Raw genomic sequence first — 15795 nt, forward strand, 5'->3', positions numbered from 1 at the left:
GTCGGCACGCCTAGCTCGCACACGGAGCGCCAGAACATAGCTCCTCGTCGCCGGCGCCGCACCTGCCGAGTGGCTCATCCCACGAGTTCATGGTCCCGGTCCTGGCCGCCCGGCAAGCTGGCCCACGATGACCGGCGTGCAACGGCGGCGAGTGCTCGCCTGTCCCCGTGGCGCACCGATCGGAGAACGTAGTGCAGCTCCACCGCCGCCCGGAAAGCCACCGATGCCGCGTGCCCATGGTGACGTTCGTAGTCGCGAACACGGTTGACAGCCATGAGGGCGCCCAGGTCCGACGGCCCCCCAGACCCTCCGCCGACGTGCTTCACTGCTGCTCCTGGGACGAACTCGATGGCAAAGCCGGTGCTGCGGACGCGGCGCGCGTAGTCAACCTCCTCGGAGTAGAGGAAGAAGCTCTCGTCCCAGGGTCCGACCTCACGGTCACAGTCGCTGGCGACCATCCAGCATGCCCCGCTGGCCCAGTCGACAGTGCCACCTGTCACGTACGCGGCATCCGACCGAACTGTATCGCTGAGCATGGCCGGCCTTGTCCTCCAATGGCTTCCGAAGGCGGCCTCGCCCACGGCTCGCATGACCGTCGGCTCACGGTGCAGGGACTGGTAGACGCTTCCATCCGGGTTGAAGATCGTCGGGACGCACACCCCGACGTCACGCTCGGAGAGCGCCTGCGCAAGCCGGGTCAGAGACCCCTGGCCGAGGACCAGATCCGGATTGAGAATCGCCAATGCGTCGATCCCATCGGGAAGCGAGCGCCTCGCCACGTTGATGCCACCGGCAAATCCGAGGTTGCTGCCGGTTTCGATCAGCGTTACGTCCGGCCGCGACGCAAGGACTCGCGTCCCGTCGGTCGAGCCGTTGTCGACGACAAGGGTGACCACGTCGAGGCCGGGCGCGGCGTGGGGCACCGAATCCAGAAGTCGCGCGATATCCCTCTCGTTGTTGTGGGTGACGACAACCACCGCGACCCGTCGCACGTCTCGAGGCGAGTGGTGCGGTTCGGGGAGGTGGGTCGACGGACGATGGGCCAGACGCAGGGCTGTTGGCGGGCCCTGCACCAGGTAGCGGCGTGCGAGTCGCCGCGGTTCCCGTGCCAGCCGATAGGCCCACTCGAGCCCCCGCTGCTGCAGGGCCGCCGGTGCCCGATGGTCCACTCCCGCAACGAAGCCCGCCGCAGCACCGAATGCGAGGAGCACTCGTGCCTTCGTTCGCGCGGCATAGGCCTGGATCCACCGTTCCTGGAACGGCTTGCCGAGCCCGACCACGAGGATCTGCACCTTGGCGCGCGCCACGTCGTCCGCGAGTCCGACGCTCCGCTGCGGATCGTCGATCTGAGATCGCGACGGAGCCCAGTAGCCGCCAACCTTGAGGCTCGGAAGCAGGGACTGGAGGCGTGCGGCGAGGGCGTCATGCATCTCATTGGTGCCGCCGAGGAAGCCGACCGTGACTCCCATGGCGGCTGCGTTCGTGAGGATCGGAAGAAGCAGGTCAGCGCCGGCCAGTCGAGGCCATCGATGCCCGGTGACCCGCCGAGCCTTGGCCAGCAGTGGCACGCCATCGGCGAGGACCAGCCATCTGAGGTCAGGCCCGTCGTGCAGTACTCCGCTCAACTCGGAACGCGCCCGCGAGAAAGTGTAGATATGGTCCAGATTTGCCGAAGCGATGGCGAGTGCCGGTTTCTTTGACGATTGTACTGCTTCGGTCAGGATGTCGAATACATCCGTTTCCTCGCACAGGTCGACCGAAACCCCGCCAAGAGTGCGTCGTGACATCACCATGCCAGTTCTCCTCTCCCGCCCCCCGGGAAACTGCCCCTGGCGACAGTTTGACATCGCCGGTCGTGGTGCGCGGGAATTTCGAGAATTGAGAGACGCTTAGGCCCGGCCGACCTGAACCACGAGTCCAAGGTGGTCTGACCCGCGTACCTGCACGCTGCGAAGGCCGCTTACAGCCAGGCCTCGGGACACTAGGACGTGGTCTATCTGTACGAGTAGCGGAACGCCAATCCCCCACTGCCGCTTGGCTGCTCCCGCGGGCCACGTAGGCTGATAGCCCCCATTGACCTGGTCCACACCATCTTGGAAGCCTAGGTCGAGAATGCGCCGGAAGGGGGCGTTGTTCGGAGTTGCGTTGAAGTCTCCCGCCATGACCACGGACGCTTTTGTGTCAGCTCCGAAGGTCGCCCCCAGGAAAGACTCCATCACGGCATACTCCCGCGCCCATGAGTCTCCTTGGTAGGGCGGCGTCATATGGACCGCAACGAGGTCGAAACCGCCTAATTCATGCGCGTCCACGCGAACGAGCCGTGAATCGGCTCCATCGGATATTCGCGCCAATTCGATCAACGGGTACGTGCTGAGAATGACCGTCCCGTCCGGGCCGTCCCGATTAATGCCGACCTGGTAGGTGTAGCGGTCGAGAAGATCGGTACGGCGCAGGGCTGCGAGCTGGTTGGGCGGCAGGTCGCTCAGGACCACGACCTCGGCTCCGCTCGAGCGCGCCAGCTGGGCCAGAGAACCGGCATCGCCGTACTCGAAATTTTGCGCAAGCACTACAACGTGCGGTCCGGACGGACTGGCAGTGTCTCCCAGGAAGAGTGGTGCGAGCCACACAAGATGGGCAACGAGCAGCGTTGACCCCGCCGCGGCGCCGCACGCCGCCGCCCGGGCGCCGGATCTGCTCCTGCCCTGGACGATCCACGCGGCAGCGGACGCGCTGATCGTCACCAACGCGATCGGAATGCTCACGGGTGCCAAGGCGGCCAGCTCGATGAGCCGCGGCTGGCTCGGGTCGGCGCAACGCAGGACGGTCAAGGCAGCGGCGAGGACGAGGCTGGCCGCCGCAACAGCCCACAGCACCAACGACGCCCAGCGTCTCGACGCGGGCAGACGCGCGGCCTCGGGAGTCAAGACCCTGTCGCTCCTTTCGGTCGGTGTGGGCGCTGAGACGTGTGCCTCGGCCGGGCTTGATCCGGTGGGTCCGGCTGGTGTTCAGTAGGCCCCGCGTGACGCAACGACAGCCCGGATGGTCCTGAGAAGGATCGACAGGTCTTGGACGATCGACCAGTTGTCGACGTAGTAGAGATCGAGGCGCACGGCGTCGTCCCACGACAGGTCGCTGCGACCGGAGACCTGCCATAGGCCGGTCATCCCAGGTCGGACGCGGAGGCGCCGCTTCATGTCCGGCGCGTACTGGCGAACTTCCGACGGCAGAGCAGGGCGCGGTCCGACCAGGCTCATGTGGCCGGTGATGACGTTGACCAGCTGGGGCAGCTCGTCGATGGAGTAGCGCCGGATCACCCTGCCTACGGTGGTGATTCGCGGGTCGCTCTGCGCCTTGAAGAGGACGCCATCAGTCTGGTTGAGATGCGCGACAGCGTTGAGCCGGGCCTCGGCGTCGACCATCATGCTCCGGAACTTCAGACATTCGAAGAGCTCGCCGTCGCGCCCGACGCGGATCTGGCGGAAGAGGACCGGTCCCCTGTCGTGGAGCTTGATGGTGAGCGCCACGACGAGCAGCAACGGCGAGGACAGCACGAGCAGCAGGCTGCCTCCCAGCACGTCGAACATCCGCTTCAGGCCGCGGGAGGCGGCAAGGCCCTGCGGCTGCTCGACGTGCACGAGGGGCAGCCCCCCAACAGGCCGCATCGCGATTCGGCCGGAGGAGATGTCGCTGAGGCTCGGGACAACCGCCATCTGCACGTGGTGTCCCTCGAGGTCCCACGCAATGCGGCGGAAGTCCACAGGCGACGGAAATGCACCCTCGGTGAAGACGACGAGGTCAGCCGCCGCGGAGAGCACCGATGCAGCCGTGCGCGACGTGTCGCCGAGGATGCGCACACCGAGTGGGGTGCTGCCGCCTGCCTGATCGGCGGGCGTGAGGGCGCCGATGATGCTGTAGCCGAGCCGCGACTCGCGCCTGAGCACCGTGACGACGTCGTCGACGTGCCCCGCCGACCCGCAGACCACCACGCGGGTCATCAGATGTCCTCGGGCCCGGACACGGTGCACGAGACCACGGGCGCACCACCGCCACAGCAGCAACAGCGGCAACCCGATGCCGAAGAGGAGAACGAAGAACCCACGGGACAGGTTGAACTTCGTCACGTAGCTCATGATCCCGATCGCACCGGCCGTGAGCGCAGCAGCCGACCCGACCCGGGCATACTCGCGAGTGCCGACCCCGACATACATGCTCGCGTAGGTCCCCATGAAGTAGTTGACCAGCATCCAGCCGGCAATGATCCAGACGCCGACCGACTGCGCCACCGCGTTGAGGTCGCTGGCGGCCGAGAAGATCTCGAGGCTCATGCGTCCGGCCGCGGCCAGCACCATCGACGTGGCGATGACAACGAGGTCGCCGGCCGCGATCCCCCACTGCAGCAGGCGAACACCCCGGGACCGCTCGCTGAGGGGCTGGGTCACCGGACGCGCGCTCAACCCGAGAAGTACAGCCCCTGGCTCGCGCACGGGCTGCGCCATATATCCCCCACCCCTGCACCCAGCGAAGGGCGCACTCCCTCGTCGAGAACCACCCCCAGTAGCCTGTTGCGAGTATGCCCGCGGCATCCGGATCGCGTCGACGAAGACCGAAAAGTGGTGGAGTTTGCGCGAATTAGTCTGCGGTGGTGCGGAATTCGGCTGTTATGTACTCCGCATATCGGCGTAACGATGGGATGTCACTTCGTGATGTGAGGAGTGGAGAGGCACCACGCTGACCCCCTCTCCCGAGAGTGGTGCCTCTCCGCTTCACCGCTCGGCGAATCCGTGCGCACTAGTGGAGCGCCACGCCGGTGACCCACCTCGCTGACGGGAGCGTGGACCGGCACATGGAGGAACAGGCGTGCCCGGGACCAGCGATGTGGTCCCGGGCACCTGTCGACCGGTCCGACGAAACAAAGGCTCACGTACCGGTCTCGGCTTTGCGGTTTGGTCGTCGCGCCTCGCGCCCCCACCCGACGCCCACATCGAGGCGCAATCTCCTCCCGTTCCTCCCCGCCGCCGAGGTCACTGTGCCTCCAACCTGGGCTGGACTGCTGGGTTTTCCAACAAGTCACAGTGTTGAGCTGGCGAGGAATTGAGCTACCAATCGCCGGATCACACCGACTCGAGCACGAACCACACGGTCATCCCGACGGCGTCCAGTTCCGAGCCCCACCTCGTCGAGAGCGCGTCCACGAGCTGAAGCCCACGACCGTGCACGGCGAGCGGGTCCTCGGTGACGCTGCTTGGATCGACCACAACGGTCGAGCCGCCGTCGCGGACGGTCGTGGTGAGCACGCCGCGGTCGAGCACGACACGGAGCTCGCAGCCGGCATCGGTGTGGATGATCGCGTTGGTCACCAGCTCGCTCAGGCACAGGACCGCGCTGTAGGCGGTGGCCTCGCCGACACCCCACGACGCGAGGGTGCTCTGCACGAAATGCCGCGCGGGGGCGACTGCCCGGGGGTCCGCGGCAACAGAGTACGTGGCCGCATGTGCGCCGAGTGGCATCGGCTCGTCCTCGAGGGATCTGCTGGCATGGGTGGTCGCACGTTGGACGCGGCGCAGGTCGGCCCCCAGCCTCGCCCCGAGTTCCTCGAGCTGGCTCAGCTGTGCACGGTCGAAGTGCTGCGGCGCGTCGTAGAACAGTGCGAATCCGCCCTGGACGTGGCCGGCTGCGAAGATCGGCAGCGCCGCGAGCGCGCGGGTCTTCGGGGGCTGCCGGTCGGTGAAAGCGCGATAGCGCTCGGCCAGGTCCTCCAAGGAGCCCACCACCGCCTCGCCGGTGCGCACGGAATGGTTCAGGGGGACATCCTCGTATGCGTCGACCTCGCACCAGTCGACGCTGCGTCGATTGTCGCGGTCGCTCGCGCAGAAGAGCAGCCGTCGTCCACCACCTTCGGCCAGGGCCAGCCCCGCCCGATGGACCCCGGGCACCTGGCCGAGCCGCGCCAGCGCGGACCGTACCCACGTGTCCCCGTCCGGGACCGGTCTGCTCGCGACCGTGTGCGCCACCTCGCCAGGATAGGTCCGCGCCCGACCTACAGGACCTCCTGCGGGCCATTTGCGACCGCGGACAGCGCGCCGCGGCCACACCGCAGGTCGGGCCCGGATGTCGCGAACGTGCCGCTCGGACGTGCCGGAGCCGGCCGCGCTCGACTGCTCCGGCCCGACGCAGCAAGCCTGGATACGCGGCCGGTTCTGATGGTGGTTTCTTGCGTCCTGTCATAAACCAAGCCCGCGCGCCGAGTCTTTCGGGGACGTTTCCTGCGCATTCCCCGCTATTTAGGCAAGGCTCCTTACTCACCGTCTTGGTTCTCGAGGTCTGCCGCCCTATTCTTCTAGGGACAGGGCCAGCCGATGAGGAGTGCATGTGGCACAGCAAGTCATCACCAAGCTCGTTGACGACATCGACGGCAAGGAGATCACGCAGGGTGGAGAGACCGTCCGATTTGCCGTCGATGGGGTGTCCTACGAGATCGATCTCAACGACAGGAACGCCAAGAAGCTGCGAGAGAGCCTCGCTCCCTACATGGACCACGCGCGGCGGGTCAGGGGCAGCCGCATCGGATCGTCCGCCTCGAAGGCGAAGACCGACAAGACGCACGTTGCGGCGATAAGGCAGTGGGCCCGGGACAATGGCTACACCGTGTCGGACCGTGGCCGTATCAGCCAGGACATTCAGAAGGCGTACGCGAAAGCACGCTGAGGTCGGTTGGGCCCGAAACGCGGACACGCTCTGTCGAGCGTGTCCGCGTTGGCACTGGAGGCATTCAGCCTGGGCCGCGTGAGCCAGGTGTCGCGAAAAGCGTCGCTTTCCGGGTGTTGCGGTCTCGGGCAGCCGGCACGTCGGGTCGTGGCGTGCGCATCCGGTCCACCAGCGTCACGATCCTCGGCCCGAGGCAGTCGAGGGTCGGCTCGCGGGTGTGCGCTCGGTCCGGGCGCCGTGGAGCTTTCGCGGCCAGGCGCTGAAGCTGCCCAAGAGCGTGAGGAGTGCGGGAACCAGGACAGTGCGCACGACGAGTGCGTCGATGAGGACCCCCAGGCCCATGACGAACGCCAGCTCGCGGAACTGCCGGAGCGGCACCAGTGCCAGCATCGCGAAGCTCGCCGCCAGCGTGAGACCAGCCGCCGTGATTGCACCGGACGTCTCTGGGACGCGCTCAGCTATGGCCTTTCGCAGGGACGTGCGGTTGGCGCGAGTCCAGACATGGCCGACGCCGTAGATGTTGTAGTCGGACCCGAGCGAGAGGAGCAGCACCGAGGCAGCGAACGGCACGTAGAACGCCACCCCGTCGTGGCCGAGCCGATCTTGGAAGACCAGCGTCAGACACCCCAGCGAGGCTGCGAGGGCCAGCACGCTGGAGGCCAGCAGCAACAGTGGTGCGACGACAGCACGCAGGAACACCATCAGCAGGGCCAGGTTCACCAACAGCACCGCGATCGCGATGCGTAGAAGATCGGCGTTGGTGGCCGCCACGAGCTCGCTGGACACGGCTGTGTCGCCGGCCAAACCATAGCGCGCCCCCTCCAGCCCCGCCCGCTGCAGCAGGACGGGCATCGCCTCCGACACATCGTTCAGGTCGTGGATCGCTGTGGCGCCCAGCGGGTCCTTGTCGAGGATGACGAGGAAGCGAGCGGCGTCGCCCGTGCGGGTCACGAGGGCGCCCCGCACGAGGTCTGCGGGCAGCGCGCTGGGGCTCAGCACACCGGCGACGCCCGGCTGTTGCTCGAGCTCGCGGCCGAGTCGGGCGAGCTTCTGCTGGTCACTGCCGATATCAGCGCCCTGCAGCAGCAGCTCAGTCGGCGCGACGATACCCGGCGCGAAGCCCGAAGCCGCCGCTTGCGCTGCCGTGTGCGGCTCACTGTCCGCGGGGAGCGCGGCGATGAAGGACACGCCCAGGCGCAGGCGGTCGACACCGGCGCCCAAGGCGGCGAGGCCGACTACGCAGGCGCCTCCGAGGACCAGCGCCACCACTCTGACGGTGAGCACTCGCGCCGCGGCCCGCGCTATGTGAGGAGCGCTGGCTCCCCCGGGTCGGGTGGGCCAGTAGAGGACGCGACCCAGGATCGCCAGCAGCGCCGGCAGCAAGGTCACCGAGACGACCACCGCGGTCAGCACCGACAGCGCGAGGACGGGTCCGAAGGCGCGGAAGTAGCTCGCCTGCGCGACGAGCATCGCCGCGCTGCCGGCCGCGACCGCGATCCCGGCGACCAGCACGATCCGACCGGTCTGCGCGGCAGAGGTCTTGGCCGCCGTCAGCTTGTCCAGGCCAGCGTCGAGACCGGTACGCATGCTGGACAGGAAGAAGATGGCGTAGTCCGTCACGATGCCCAGCACGAGGGCGAGCACCAGCGGTTTGAGCTGCTCAGGCACCCCGCCCTGCACGAACCAGCCCACATAGTCGGTGACCCGGACAGCCAGGAAGTAGGACGCCGCCGCAGTCACCAGCGCCACCAGCGGAGCGACGACCGATCTGAACTTCAAGGCGACGACCCCGATGACGACCACCAGCGTGGCGCACTCGAGCAGCGGCAGGTGGCCATAGAGGATCTCGGACTGGGCGACCTGCGCGGGGACCGTCCCGGTGACCCCGACGAGGTGGTCGTCCGGCTGGTTCACGTGCTGTCGGCCGAACGTTTCCGCCGCGGCGACTTCGTTGGCCAAGCTCGTGCCCGGCTTGGTGAGAACGTAGCTCAGGGCTGTGGTGCCCTGCTCGGAGGACGACGGGAAGACCGCCTCCGAATTGACGATCGGAAGGACTCCCGCGATGGGACCGACGTCACCGGCGGTGCCCTCGGCCACCGCCACTGCTCGCTCCACCACTCGCTGCTGCGCTGCGTGCGACAGACCGTGCTTGTCGCGTTGCACCAGCACGGTTCGGGACAGGATCGGGAAACCGAAGGCCCTGGCAGACGCAGACTCCGTCGCGATGGCGTGGCTGTTCGGAGGCGCGAACGCGCCCAGGTCCGCGCTGGCCGTGGTGGCCGGCAGCCACAGGGCGGCTGCGATCGCGGCGGTGACCCAGCCCAGCACGACGAACCAGCGGAGCTTGATCACGAGCCAGGCGTACATTCTGGCAAAGTAGCCGACCTCGGACTTGCGCCACGATCTCATAGACCAGCCTTCTCCATGAGGAAGAAGTACCCCGGTTGCCGGTTTGGCTCACCCGAGAGGAAACCGGCGAGGTTCGGATGACACCGGCGCTGCGGCTGCGGCGGTCGATGCGAGAGATTCCCGTCGAACCCGGCGACCTTGGCTCTGCCTGCCAGTCTCCTGTGATCCTCCTGATGGGCGTATCGCGAAACGTGCTGCGCCCACAGTGGTTTGGGAGCCGTCGGCTCCGCTCCGGGGGGACCTCGCACGACATGCAACAAGGAGAGTCACATGAGACTCCGCATCAGAGCCGTCTGTGCCACAGCCACGGCCACGTCGCTTCTGCTCCTCGGGGCCGTATCGGCAACCGCCGGCGGCAACGGGGCGACCACCTTCACCGACAACGAGCACGGAGTCGTGGACGTGTTCCACGACGCAAACCCGTGCACCGGTGACCCCGGCACTGTCAGCGCAGTCGAGAACCAGATCTTCCACGGCACCATCAGCAAGACCGGCTCGTGGTTCACCGGGACCGTCGAGGGCCAGTTCACGTTCACACCGGACGACCCGTCGAAGACGTCGTACACCGGTCACTTCACCAACTGGTTCGGCGACGAGAACAACCTGCGTAACGGGGTCGAACACAGCACTTTCAACGTCAACGCCATTGGCAGCGACGGCTCGCACCTGCAGTTCCACGACAACGCCCAGGCCACAATGAACGCCAACGGCAAGGTGACCGTGTCGTTCGACCACATGTCCTGCGGCTGACCCAGGCAACACAGCCCACGACGAGCGGCATACGGCGGCTCCCACTCACCGTGGAGTGGGGGCTCGCCTTGTCCCCTCGCGGCTTACAGCAGCTTCATCTCGTCGAGCAGGCTGTGGTCAAGAGGAACGTGGGGGCGCCGATGAGCACAGCCCCCAGGGTCGCCACGACGATCACCCGTCGGCCCTTCTTCGGGCCTGGAGCGCCGCCGGGGCCCGGCAGCGGGCAGGCTGAAGCACCAGCGACATAGTCGTCAGCCGTGGCGCCGTATGGCGCAGGTGTGGCGCGCTCGGAGGGCTCGGCGTCGCTTCCGGAGCGGCTCGCCCACTGATCACTCATAGAGCCAAGGGTGCACCGGCACGCGGGCCGACGTGGCCAGGTCGGGTCAATGAGGGGGCGTGATCTCAGCGACAGGGATGGTCCCGCACCGTCAGGCACAGGGTGCGCCTCGCGATGCTCACTCCTGCGGCGTCGAGATCGCGGCCAGGAGCCGACTCACGGCTCTCGCCCGCTCCGGCTCGGGGAGCTCATGGAGCCACAGAGCGACCGCCTCCACGACCAGCCGCACGTCAGATGGCAGATCGGACTCGGGAGGTACGTCAGTGTCGCCCAGGTCGAGTGCCCCTCGAACGATCAGGAGGGTCGCTGCCCTCACTGGCTTCGCCTTCTCGATCGAGTAGACCGTGCCCAGGCCGACCCCGGCCTCTTTGGCGAGGCGGCCCTGGGACCAACCCTTTTCCATCCGGGCACCGACGATGCGTCGAGCCTCAGAAACACGCCAATCGGTGCTCATCGGCCCATGATGCCCCGGTTTGGTCGGCAGCCGCATCTCCCCTCTGCGATGGACAAGACGAACCGGACACCGGCACCCGGGACGTGCCGCGTCGACCGTCGGCGCGTCACCCCCTGATCCGGCCAGTTCGGCTGTGACTACAAGGAAACAGCGGTCCCGTGCCGTTGCCGGCACGGGACCGCTCTGACCGTCAACGCAAAGGTCTCGGGTCGACCAGGCCGCCTGTCATCGGAGGCCGATATTGACGTAGTACGTCTGGCCGTCGTCCAGCTGGACGCCGATCCGCCAGTAGAACCCGCCTGCCGACCCGGTCTTCCAGTTGTACATGTACTGCTTGTCGGTCGAGTCGTACTTGTAGTCGGTGCCGCTGTCGGCGGCAGGGGTATAGACGGACTCGTCCACCGCCGCGGACGTTCCGCTCCCCTTCACCGGGGTCAGCCAGCCCAGCGCCTCGACCGACTGGACGACAGTGCCATCAGCCTTCTTGAGCTGCAGCTTGGTCGGAACCGTGCTACCCGCCTTGAAGATGCTGGTGGACGTCCCCACCTGGTGAGCCGTGTCGTTGATCGGCTGCAGGAACCCGTCGAAGCGGTAGATCACCCTGTACGTGCCCGTCATCGTCGAGGTGTTGCCCGCCCTGTCGATGGCCGTGGCCGTGTAGGTGAAAGTTCCTACGCCGTTGGCCTTGCCGCCGATGACGGTGACTGCGCACGAGGCGATCCCGGAGTAGCTGTCCGTGGCGGAGCACGTAGCCGCAGGAACGGCGCCGAGGGTGTAGGTCTTCCCGCCGACGTTGACGTCCCCGGGCAGCAGGGTCGGGTTCTCGGTGTCGATCTTGATCCCGGGCACGGTGGCGCTCGCGGTGTTGCCGGCGCGGTCGCTGACCGAACCGGTGGCCTCGTTCGTGCCGTTGGCGGTCAGCTTCACTGGGGCGGGACAGGTCGCAACGCCTGAGAGCGTGTCGTTGCACGTGAAGGTCACCGTGACCGGCCCGTCGTACCAGCCGCTCGCCGTCAGGTGCCCGCCCGTGATCGCTCCCGTGATGGTCGGGGCGGTCTTGTCGAGCTTGACGCCGACCGAGTCGCTGCCGACATTGCCGGCGGTGTCGGTGGCCGTCCCGATGACGGTCCTGCCGCTGGTCTCCGTCGAGACCGTGACCGGATCCGAGACCTTTGCGACACCTGAGCCCTTGTCATCATCCTTCGCGCTGAACGTCACCGTGACGTCGGACTTGTTCCACTCGTCGGCGTTGGGGGCCGGCGAGAGGTCGTGGCTCACCGTCGGGGCGATGTTGTCCCACTCGAGGGCGACATTGTTCTTCGCCTCGGCGTTCCCGGCGTTGTCCACGGCCCAGTAGGTCAACGTGGCCGAGCCGCTGCCGTCAAGAGGAACGGTCACGGTGCTGGTGGCACCCGACGCGACCTGCTCGGCCCCACTGTCGACCTTGTAGTGGATCTCCTTGACCCCGGACAGGCCCGCCTGGTCGGTGGCCGTGAGCACCACATCGGCGGTCGAGCCGGTGCACCAGCCGTTCACCGCCGTGCACGTGTTGTTGCTCGACGTCGTCGGGGCGGTGCCGTCGATGTTGATTCCGCCGACGGTCTTCCCGACGCTCGAGTTGGCCGCCACGTCCGTCGCGGCGTCGCTCGTCACGCTCTGGTTCGCGCCATTGCCCTTGAGCAACCTGCTCGTGGGGCACGTCGCCACGCCGGACAGGTTGTCGGTGCACAAGAAGTCGACGGTGACCTCGCCGCTGTACCAGCCGGCCTGGTTGGGCGTGGTCTTGGGAGCCCCGGTGATGACCGGAGGGGTCCGGTCGATCTTGATGCCGCTGACCGAGGCCGGCTCGCTGACGTTGCCCGCCTGGTCCGTGATGGTCACTGGGCCCGCACCGAGGTTGGCGCCTTCGCCGGTGATGCTGCTGGGTGCCGGCTGGCTGCTGGGGTCGATGCCAGAGAGTGCGTCGTGCCCGACCCAGGTCACCGGCACGTCGGCCTTGTACCACCCGGCGGCGTTGGGGTCGGAAGGGATGCCGACGAGCGTCGGCTTCGTCTTGTCGATGTTGATACCGGTGACGTCCGTGCCGGAGTGGTTGCCCGCGACATCGACGGCGTCGCCGTGAACGCTCTGGTCCGCCCCCTCGTTCTGGAGGGTCGTGTCTCCGGCGCAGCCGGCAACCCCCGTCTGCACACCCGACCCGCCGTCGGTGCACGTGAACTTGACGTCGACATCGGTGTTGTTCCAGCCGAAGACGTTGGCCGCCGGCGTGGCCGCGCCCGTGATCGTGGGCGCGATCGTGTCGACGTTGACCGTGAACGTCTGCTTCTGCTCGCTGTTGCCGGCCGCGTCGATGCTCCAGACCTCCACGGAGTGGGTGCCGTTGGAGAGGTCCTGGCTGAACGGCTGACCATAGGTCAGCGCATTGCCGCCGTCGATCGTGTAGTACGTTGCGGCGACGCCGGATCCGCCGTCGTGTGCGTCGAACGCGAACGGTATGCCGCTGACGACGAACCAGCCGCTTACGGGCGAGATCGGGTTGATCACCTTCGTGACGGGGGCAGTCGTGTCGATCTTGACCGTGATGGGTGCCCCGGCCGACTCATCGTTGCCGGCAACGTCCTTGCTCCAGTAGGCGATGTGGTGCACCCCGTCGCCGCCGACGCTGAACGGTGCGTCGTAGGTCTGCGTCGGACCGCCGTCAACCGTGTAGTAGGTGTCTGCGATCCCGGAGAGGTTGTCGTGGCCGGTGAGGGTGACGCTCACGGCGTGGCCGTACCATCCGTTGACGTCCGTGCCCGCGATGGTGGCCGTCGTCGTTGGCGTGGTGCGGTCGATCTTGATGCCGTCGACGGTCTTCGTGGTCTTGTTGCCCGCGACATCGGTGCAGCTGGCGCTCGACGACAGGTTGGCGCCTTCGCCCGTCACCGTGTCGTTCGCGGGTGGCGTCGCGACCTTCGACAGCATGTCGGTGCACGACCAGTCGACGGTGACGTCGTCGCCCTGCCAGCCGCTGGGGAACGACGCCGAGAGCGTCGGAGCGGTCTTGTCGACGTTGATGCCCTTCACACTGTCCGAGGCCGAGTTGCCGGCTGCGTCATGCACGGTGGCGCTGGCGGACTGGTCTGCGCCTTCGCCCAGGACCTGGTTCGCGGGTGCACCGACGACGCCGGAGAGTGCGTCGCCGACGGTGAACGTGACGGTGACGTCGTCCTTGTACCAGCCCGCGCCGTTCTTGTCGCCCACTGCGTTCGCCGTGATGGTGGGCGGACTCTTGTCGATCCAGATGCTCGCGCTGTTGCTTGCCGAGTTGCCCGCTGCGTCCGCTGCGTTGCCGGGGACGATGAACTGGCCGTCGGCGTCCTTGGTCACGGGAGCGGTGCAGTCAGCGATCCCGGAACCGCCCTTGTCGTCACAGACGAAAGTGACGGTGACGTCCTCGTTGGTCCACTTGCCATCGACATATGCCGAGGGGTCGAACGTGTGGCCGATCGTCGGCGCGGTCTTGTCGATCTTCACGTGCACCGTGGTGGGTGCCTCGACATTGCCTGCGTTGTCAGTGCTGAAGAAGGTGACCGAGTGGTCGCCCTCGTCCGTGAGGCTGAAGGCTGTGCCGGTCTGGGTCGCACCGCCGTCGATGCTGTAGGACGTCGACGCCACCTGGGAAAGGTTGTCGGTGGGGGTCAGGGTGAGGTCGACCTGGCCGTTGACCCACTGGTTGGAGTTTCCGCCGATCGTGGTGCTCGGGGCGGTCCGGTCGATCTTGACCGGGGGCGAGCTGCTGGCCGTTGTGGACAGGCCCGCGCCGTTCTGCACCGTGACCGTGCTGGTGAGACCCTCGCCCGAACCGGTGATGGTCGTGTCTGCGGGCGGGTCGGGGATGCCGGACTGTGGGTCGGCCGCGGTCCAGTGCACCGTGACGTCGCCCTTGTACCAACCCTTGGCGTTCGGTTGCGTGGTCGGAGCGCCCGACAGGGTCGGCGGCGTCGTGTCAACGGCCGGAGCCGTGGACGACGCCGTGCCCGTGTTGCCCGCGGCGTCGGTGGCGGTGCCCGTCACGGTGACGCCCGGGTTCACGGTCTTCGAGCTCGTCGAGGTCCCGTCGGCCAGGCACGAGGTGACTCCGGATCCGCCTGCGTCGTTACAGGTGAAGGTCACCGTTGTCGTGCCGTTGGCGTTCTGAGTCTGCGTCGCAGTGATCGTCGGCGCCGACTTGTCGAGGTGCACCGTCACGGACCCGGGCGCGCTGGCGTTTCCGACCCGATCGAGCTGCGCCGGCGTGGTCTTCGTGACGTCACCGTTGGTCGTGACCAAGTCGGTCTGGAACGGCTGCGCGGCCGCGACACCCGAGCCGGCGTCGGTGGCCGTCCACGCCACCGTGACGTCTGACCTGTTCCAACCGGCGGCATTGGGGGCGGGGGTGAGCTGAGCGCTGACCGTCGGGCCGGTGTTGTCGAGGACGTACAAGGCCTGACCCGTGCGGGTCATGCCCGTGCACTTGGGCTGGCTGTTGAAGTCCGGGGAGGCTGCAACGGTGACGGCCTGAGCCCCGTCGCCCGAAGGCGCAGTCAGGGTGAACGTCCAGCTCGTCTGCGCCGAGGGCGAGGTCTGAATCGGTGGTGATGCCGCACCGGTGACCTCGACGCACTTGGTGTCCGAGCTGGTGATGACGGTCAGGGTCAGCGTGGCGCCCTGCCTGGCGTAGAGCGTCCCCCCGACGAGCGCCGTGCCGCCACCTCCCGTGAAGGTGGCGCTCGTGACGGTCGACGCAAGCGCCGGCACCAAGTTGATGCCACCCGCCACGACGGCCGCGACCGACGCTCCCGCGAGCAGTCGCCGAGCCACCCGCCTGTTCTTTTCTCGCTGGCTGCGAGACCGGCGCGTCTCCGTCGACGCCCCCCTCTGGAATTCCATCCCAGATCCCCTCGTGAATGCACCGTGATGCTGCTCCGTGCCGCCCTCCGCGACACCCCCCGAACGGTACGGGCGCTTTCCGGACGGCGTGGGCGATTCGAGAATTCCCGAGGAGGACGTGCGTGGTCCTGCGCCGGCGCTCCGGGCGGGCATGAGGCGGACTGCTTTGCAGCCGTATGCCGTCGCAGCGTGCGGCGCTTAACGCGCTACAGAATTCGGTTCGATAAAG

The 15795-nt window shown here is 67.4% G+C and carries 10 protein-coding genes; 2 read left to right on the forward strand and 8 right to left on the reverse strand.

Features of this window, described 5'->3' with window-relative positions; genetic code table 11:
• Positions 1–74: 74 nt before the first annotated feature.
• The 4 genes from ACWEOW_RS04375 to ACWEOW_RS04390 all read right to left on the reverse strand — a co-directional run bounded on the left by ACWEOW_RS04375 (position 75) and on the right by ACWEOW_RS04390 (position 6011).
• The gene (locus tag ACWEOW_RS04375; protein ID WP_452267932.1) at positions 75–1625 is read right to left on the reverse strand and encodes a WecB/TagA/CpsF family glycosyltransferase; all 1551 of its coding nucleotides are present in this window, start codon (positions 1623–1625) and stop codon (positions 75–77) included.
• A gap of 264 nt (positions 1626–1889) precedes the next feature.
• Positions 1890–2924 (reverse strand): endonuclease/exonuclease/phosphatase family protein, encoded by a 1035-nt coding sequence (locus ACWEOW_RS04380; protein ID WP_452267933.1) that lies wholly within the window; start codon positions 2922–2924, stop codon positions 1890–1892.
• An 81-nt stretch (positions 2925–3005) separates the two neighbouring features.
• Positions 3006–4439, reverse strand: coding sequence for a sugar transferase (locus tag ACWEOW_RS04385; protein WP_452267934.1), 1434 nt, complete (start codon positions 4437–4439; stop codon positions 3006–3008).
• A gap of 672 nt (positions 4440–5111) precedes the next feature.
• A complete protein-coding gene (locus ACWEOW_RS04390; RefSeq protein WP_452267935.1) occupies positions 5112–6011 on the reverse strand; it encodes an ATP-binding protein in 900 nt (299 codons plus the stop codon).
• A gap of 358 nt (positions 6012–6369) precedes the next feature.
• Here ACWEOW_RS04390 and ACWEOW_RS04395 point away from each other — a divergent pair, with 358 nt between their 5' ends.
• Positions 6370–6705, forward strand: a complete 336-nt coding sequence (locus ACWEOW_RS04395; protein ID WP_452267936.1) for a histone-like nucleoid-structuring protein Lsr2 — start codon at positions 6370–6372, stop codon at positions 6703–6705.
• Positions 6706–6879: 174 nt separating this feature from the next.
• Here the strand turns inward: ACWEOW_RS04395 and ACWEOW_RS04400 are convergent, their stop codons facing one another.
• Positions 6880–9114, reverse strand: coding sequence for an MMPL family transporter (locus ACWEOW_RS04400; RefSeq protein ID WP_452267937.1), 2235 nt, complete (start codon positions 9112–9114; stop codon positions 6880–6882).
• 270 nt (positions 9115–9384) lie between these two features.
• Between ACWEOW_RS04400 and ACWEOW_RS04405 the strand changes: the two genes are divergently transcribed.
• Complete coding sequence (locus ACWEOW_RS04405) at positions 9385–9864, forward strand: hypothetical protein (RefSeq protein WP_452267938.1); 480 nt, start codon at positions 9385–9387, stop codon at positions 9862–9864.
• A 94-nt stretch (positions 9865–9958) separates the two neighbouring features.
• Here the strand turns inward: ACWEOW_RS04405 and ACWEOW_RS04410 are convergent, their stop codons facing one another.
• From ACWEOW_RS04410 to ACWEOW_RS04420, 3 genes are all read right to left on the reverse strand, one after another.
• Positions 9959–10201, reverse strand: a complete 243-nt coding sequence (locus ACWEOW_RS04410; protein ID WP_452267939.1) for a hypothetical protein — start codon at positions 10199–10201, stop codon at positions 9959–9961.
• Between the two features lie 118 nt (positions 10202–10319).
• Positions 10320–10655: a helix-turn-helix domain-containing protein gene (locus ACWEOW_RS04415; RefSeq protein WP_452267940.1), complete on the reverse strand. Its 336-nt coding sequence runs from the start codon at positions 10653–10655 to the stop codon at positions 10320–10322.
• Between the two features lie 225 nt (positions 10656–10880).
• Positions 10881–15497 (reverse strand): OmpL47-type beta-barrel domain-containing protein, encoded by a 4617-nt coding sequence (locus ACWEOW_RS04420; RefSeq protein ID WP_452267941.1) that lies wholly within the window; start codon positions 15495–15497, stop codon positions 10881–10883.
• Positions 15498–15795: the final 298 nt, after the last annotated feature.

It is taken from the genome of Monashia sp. NPDC004114 (genome assembly GCF_053603855.1).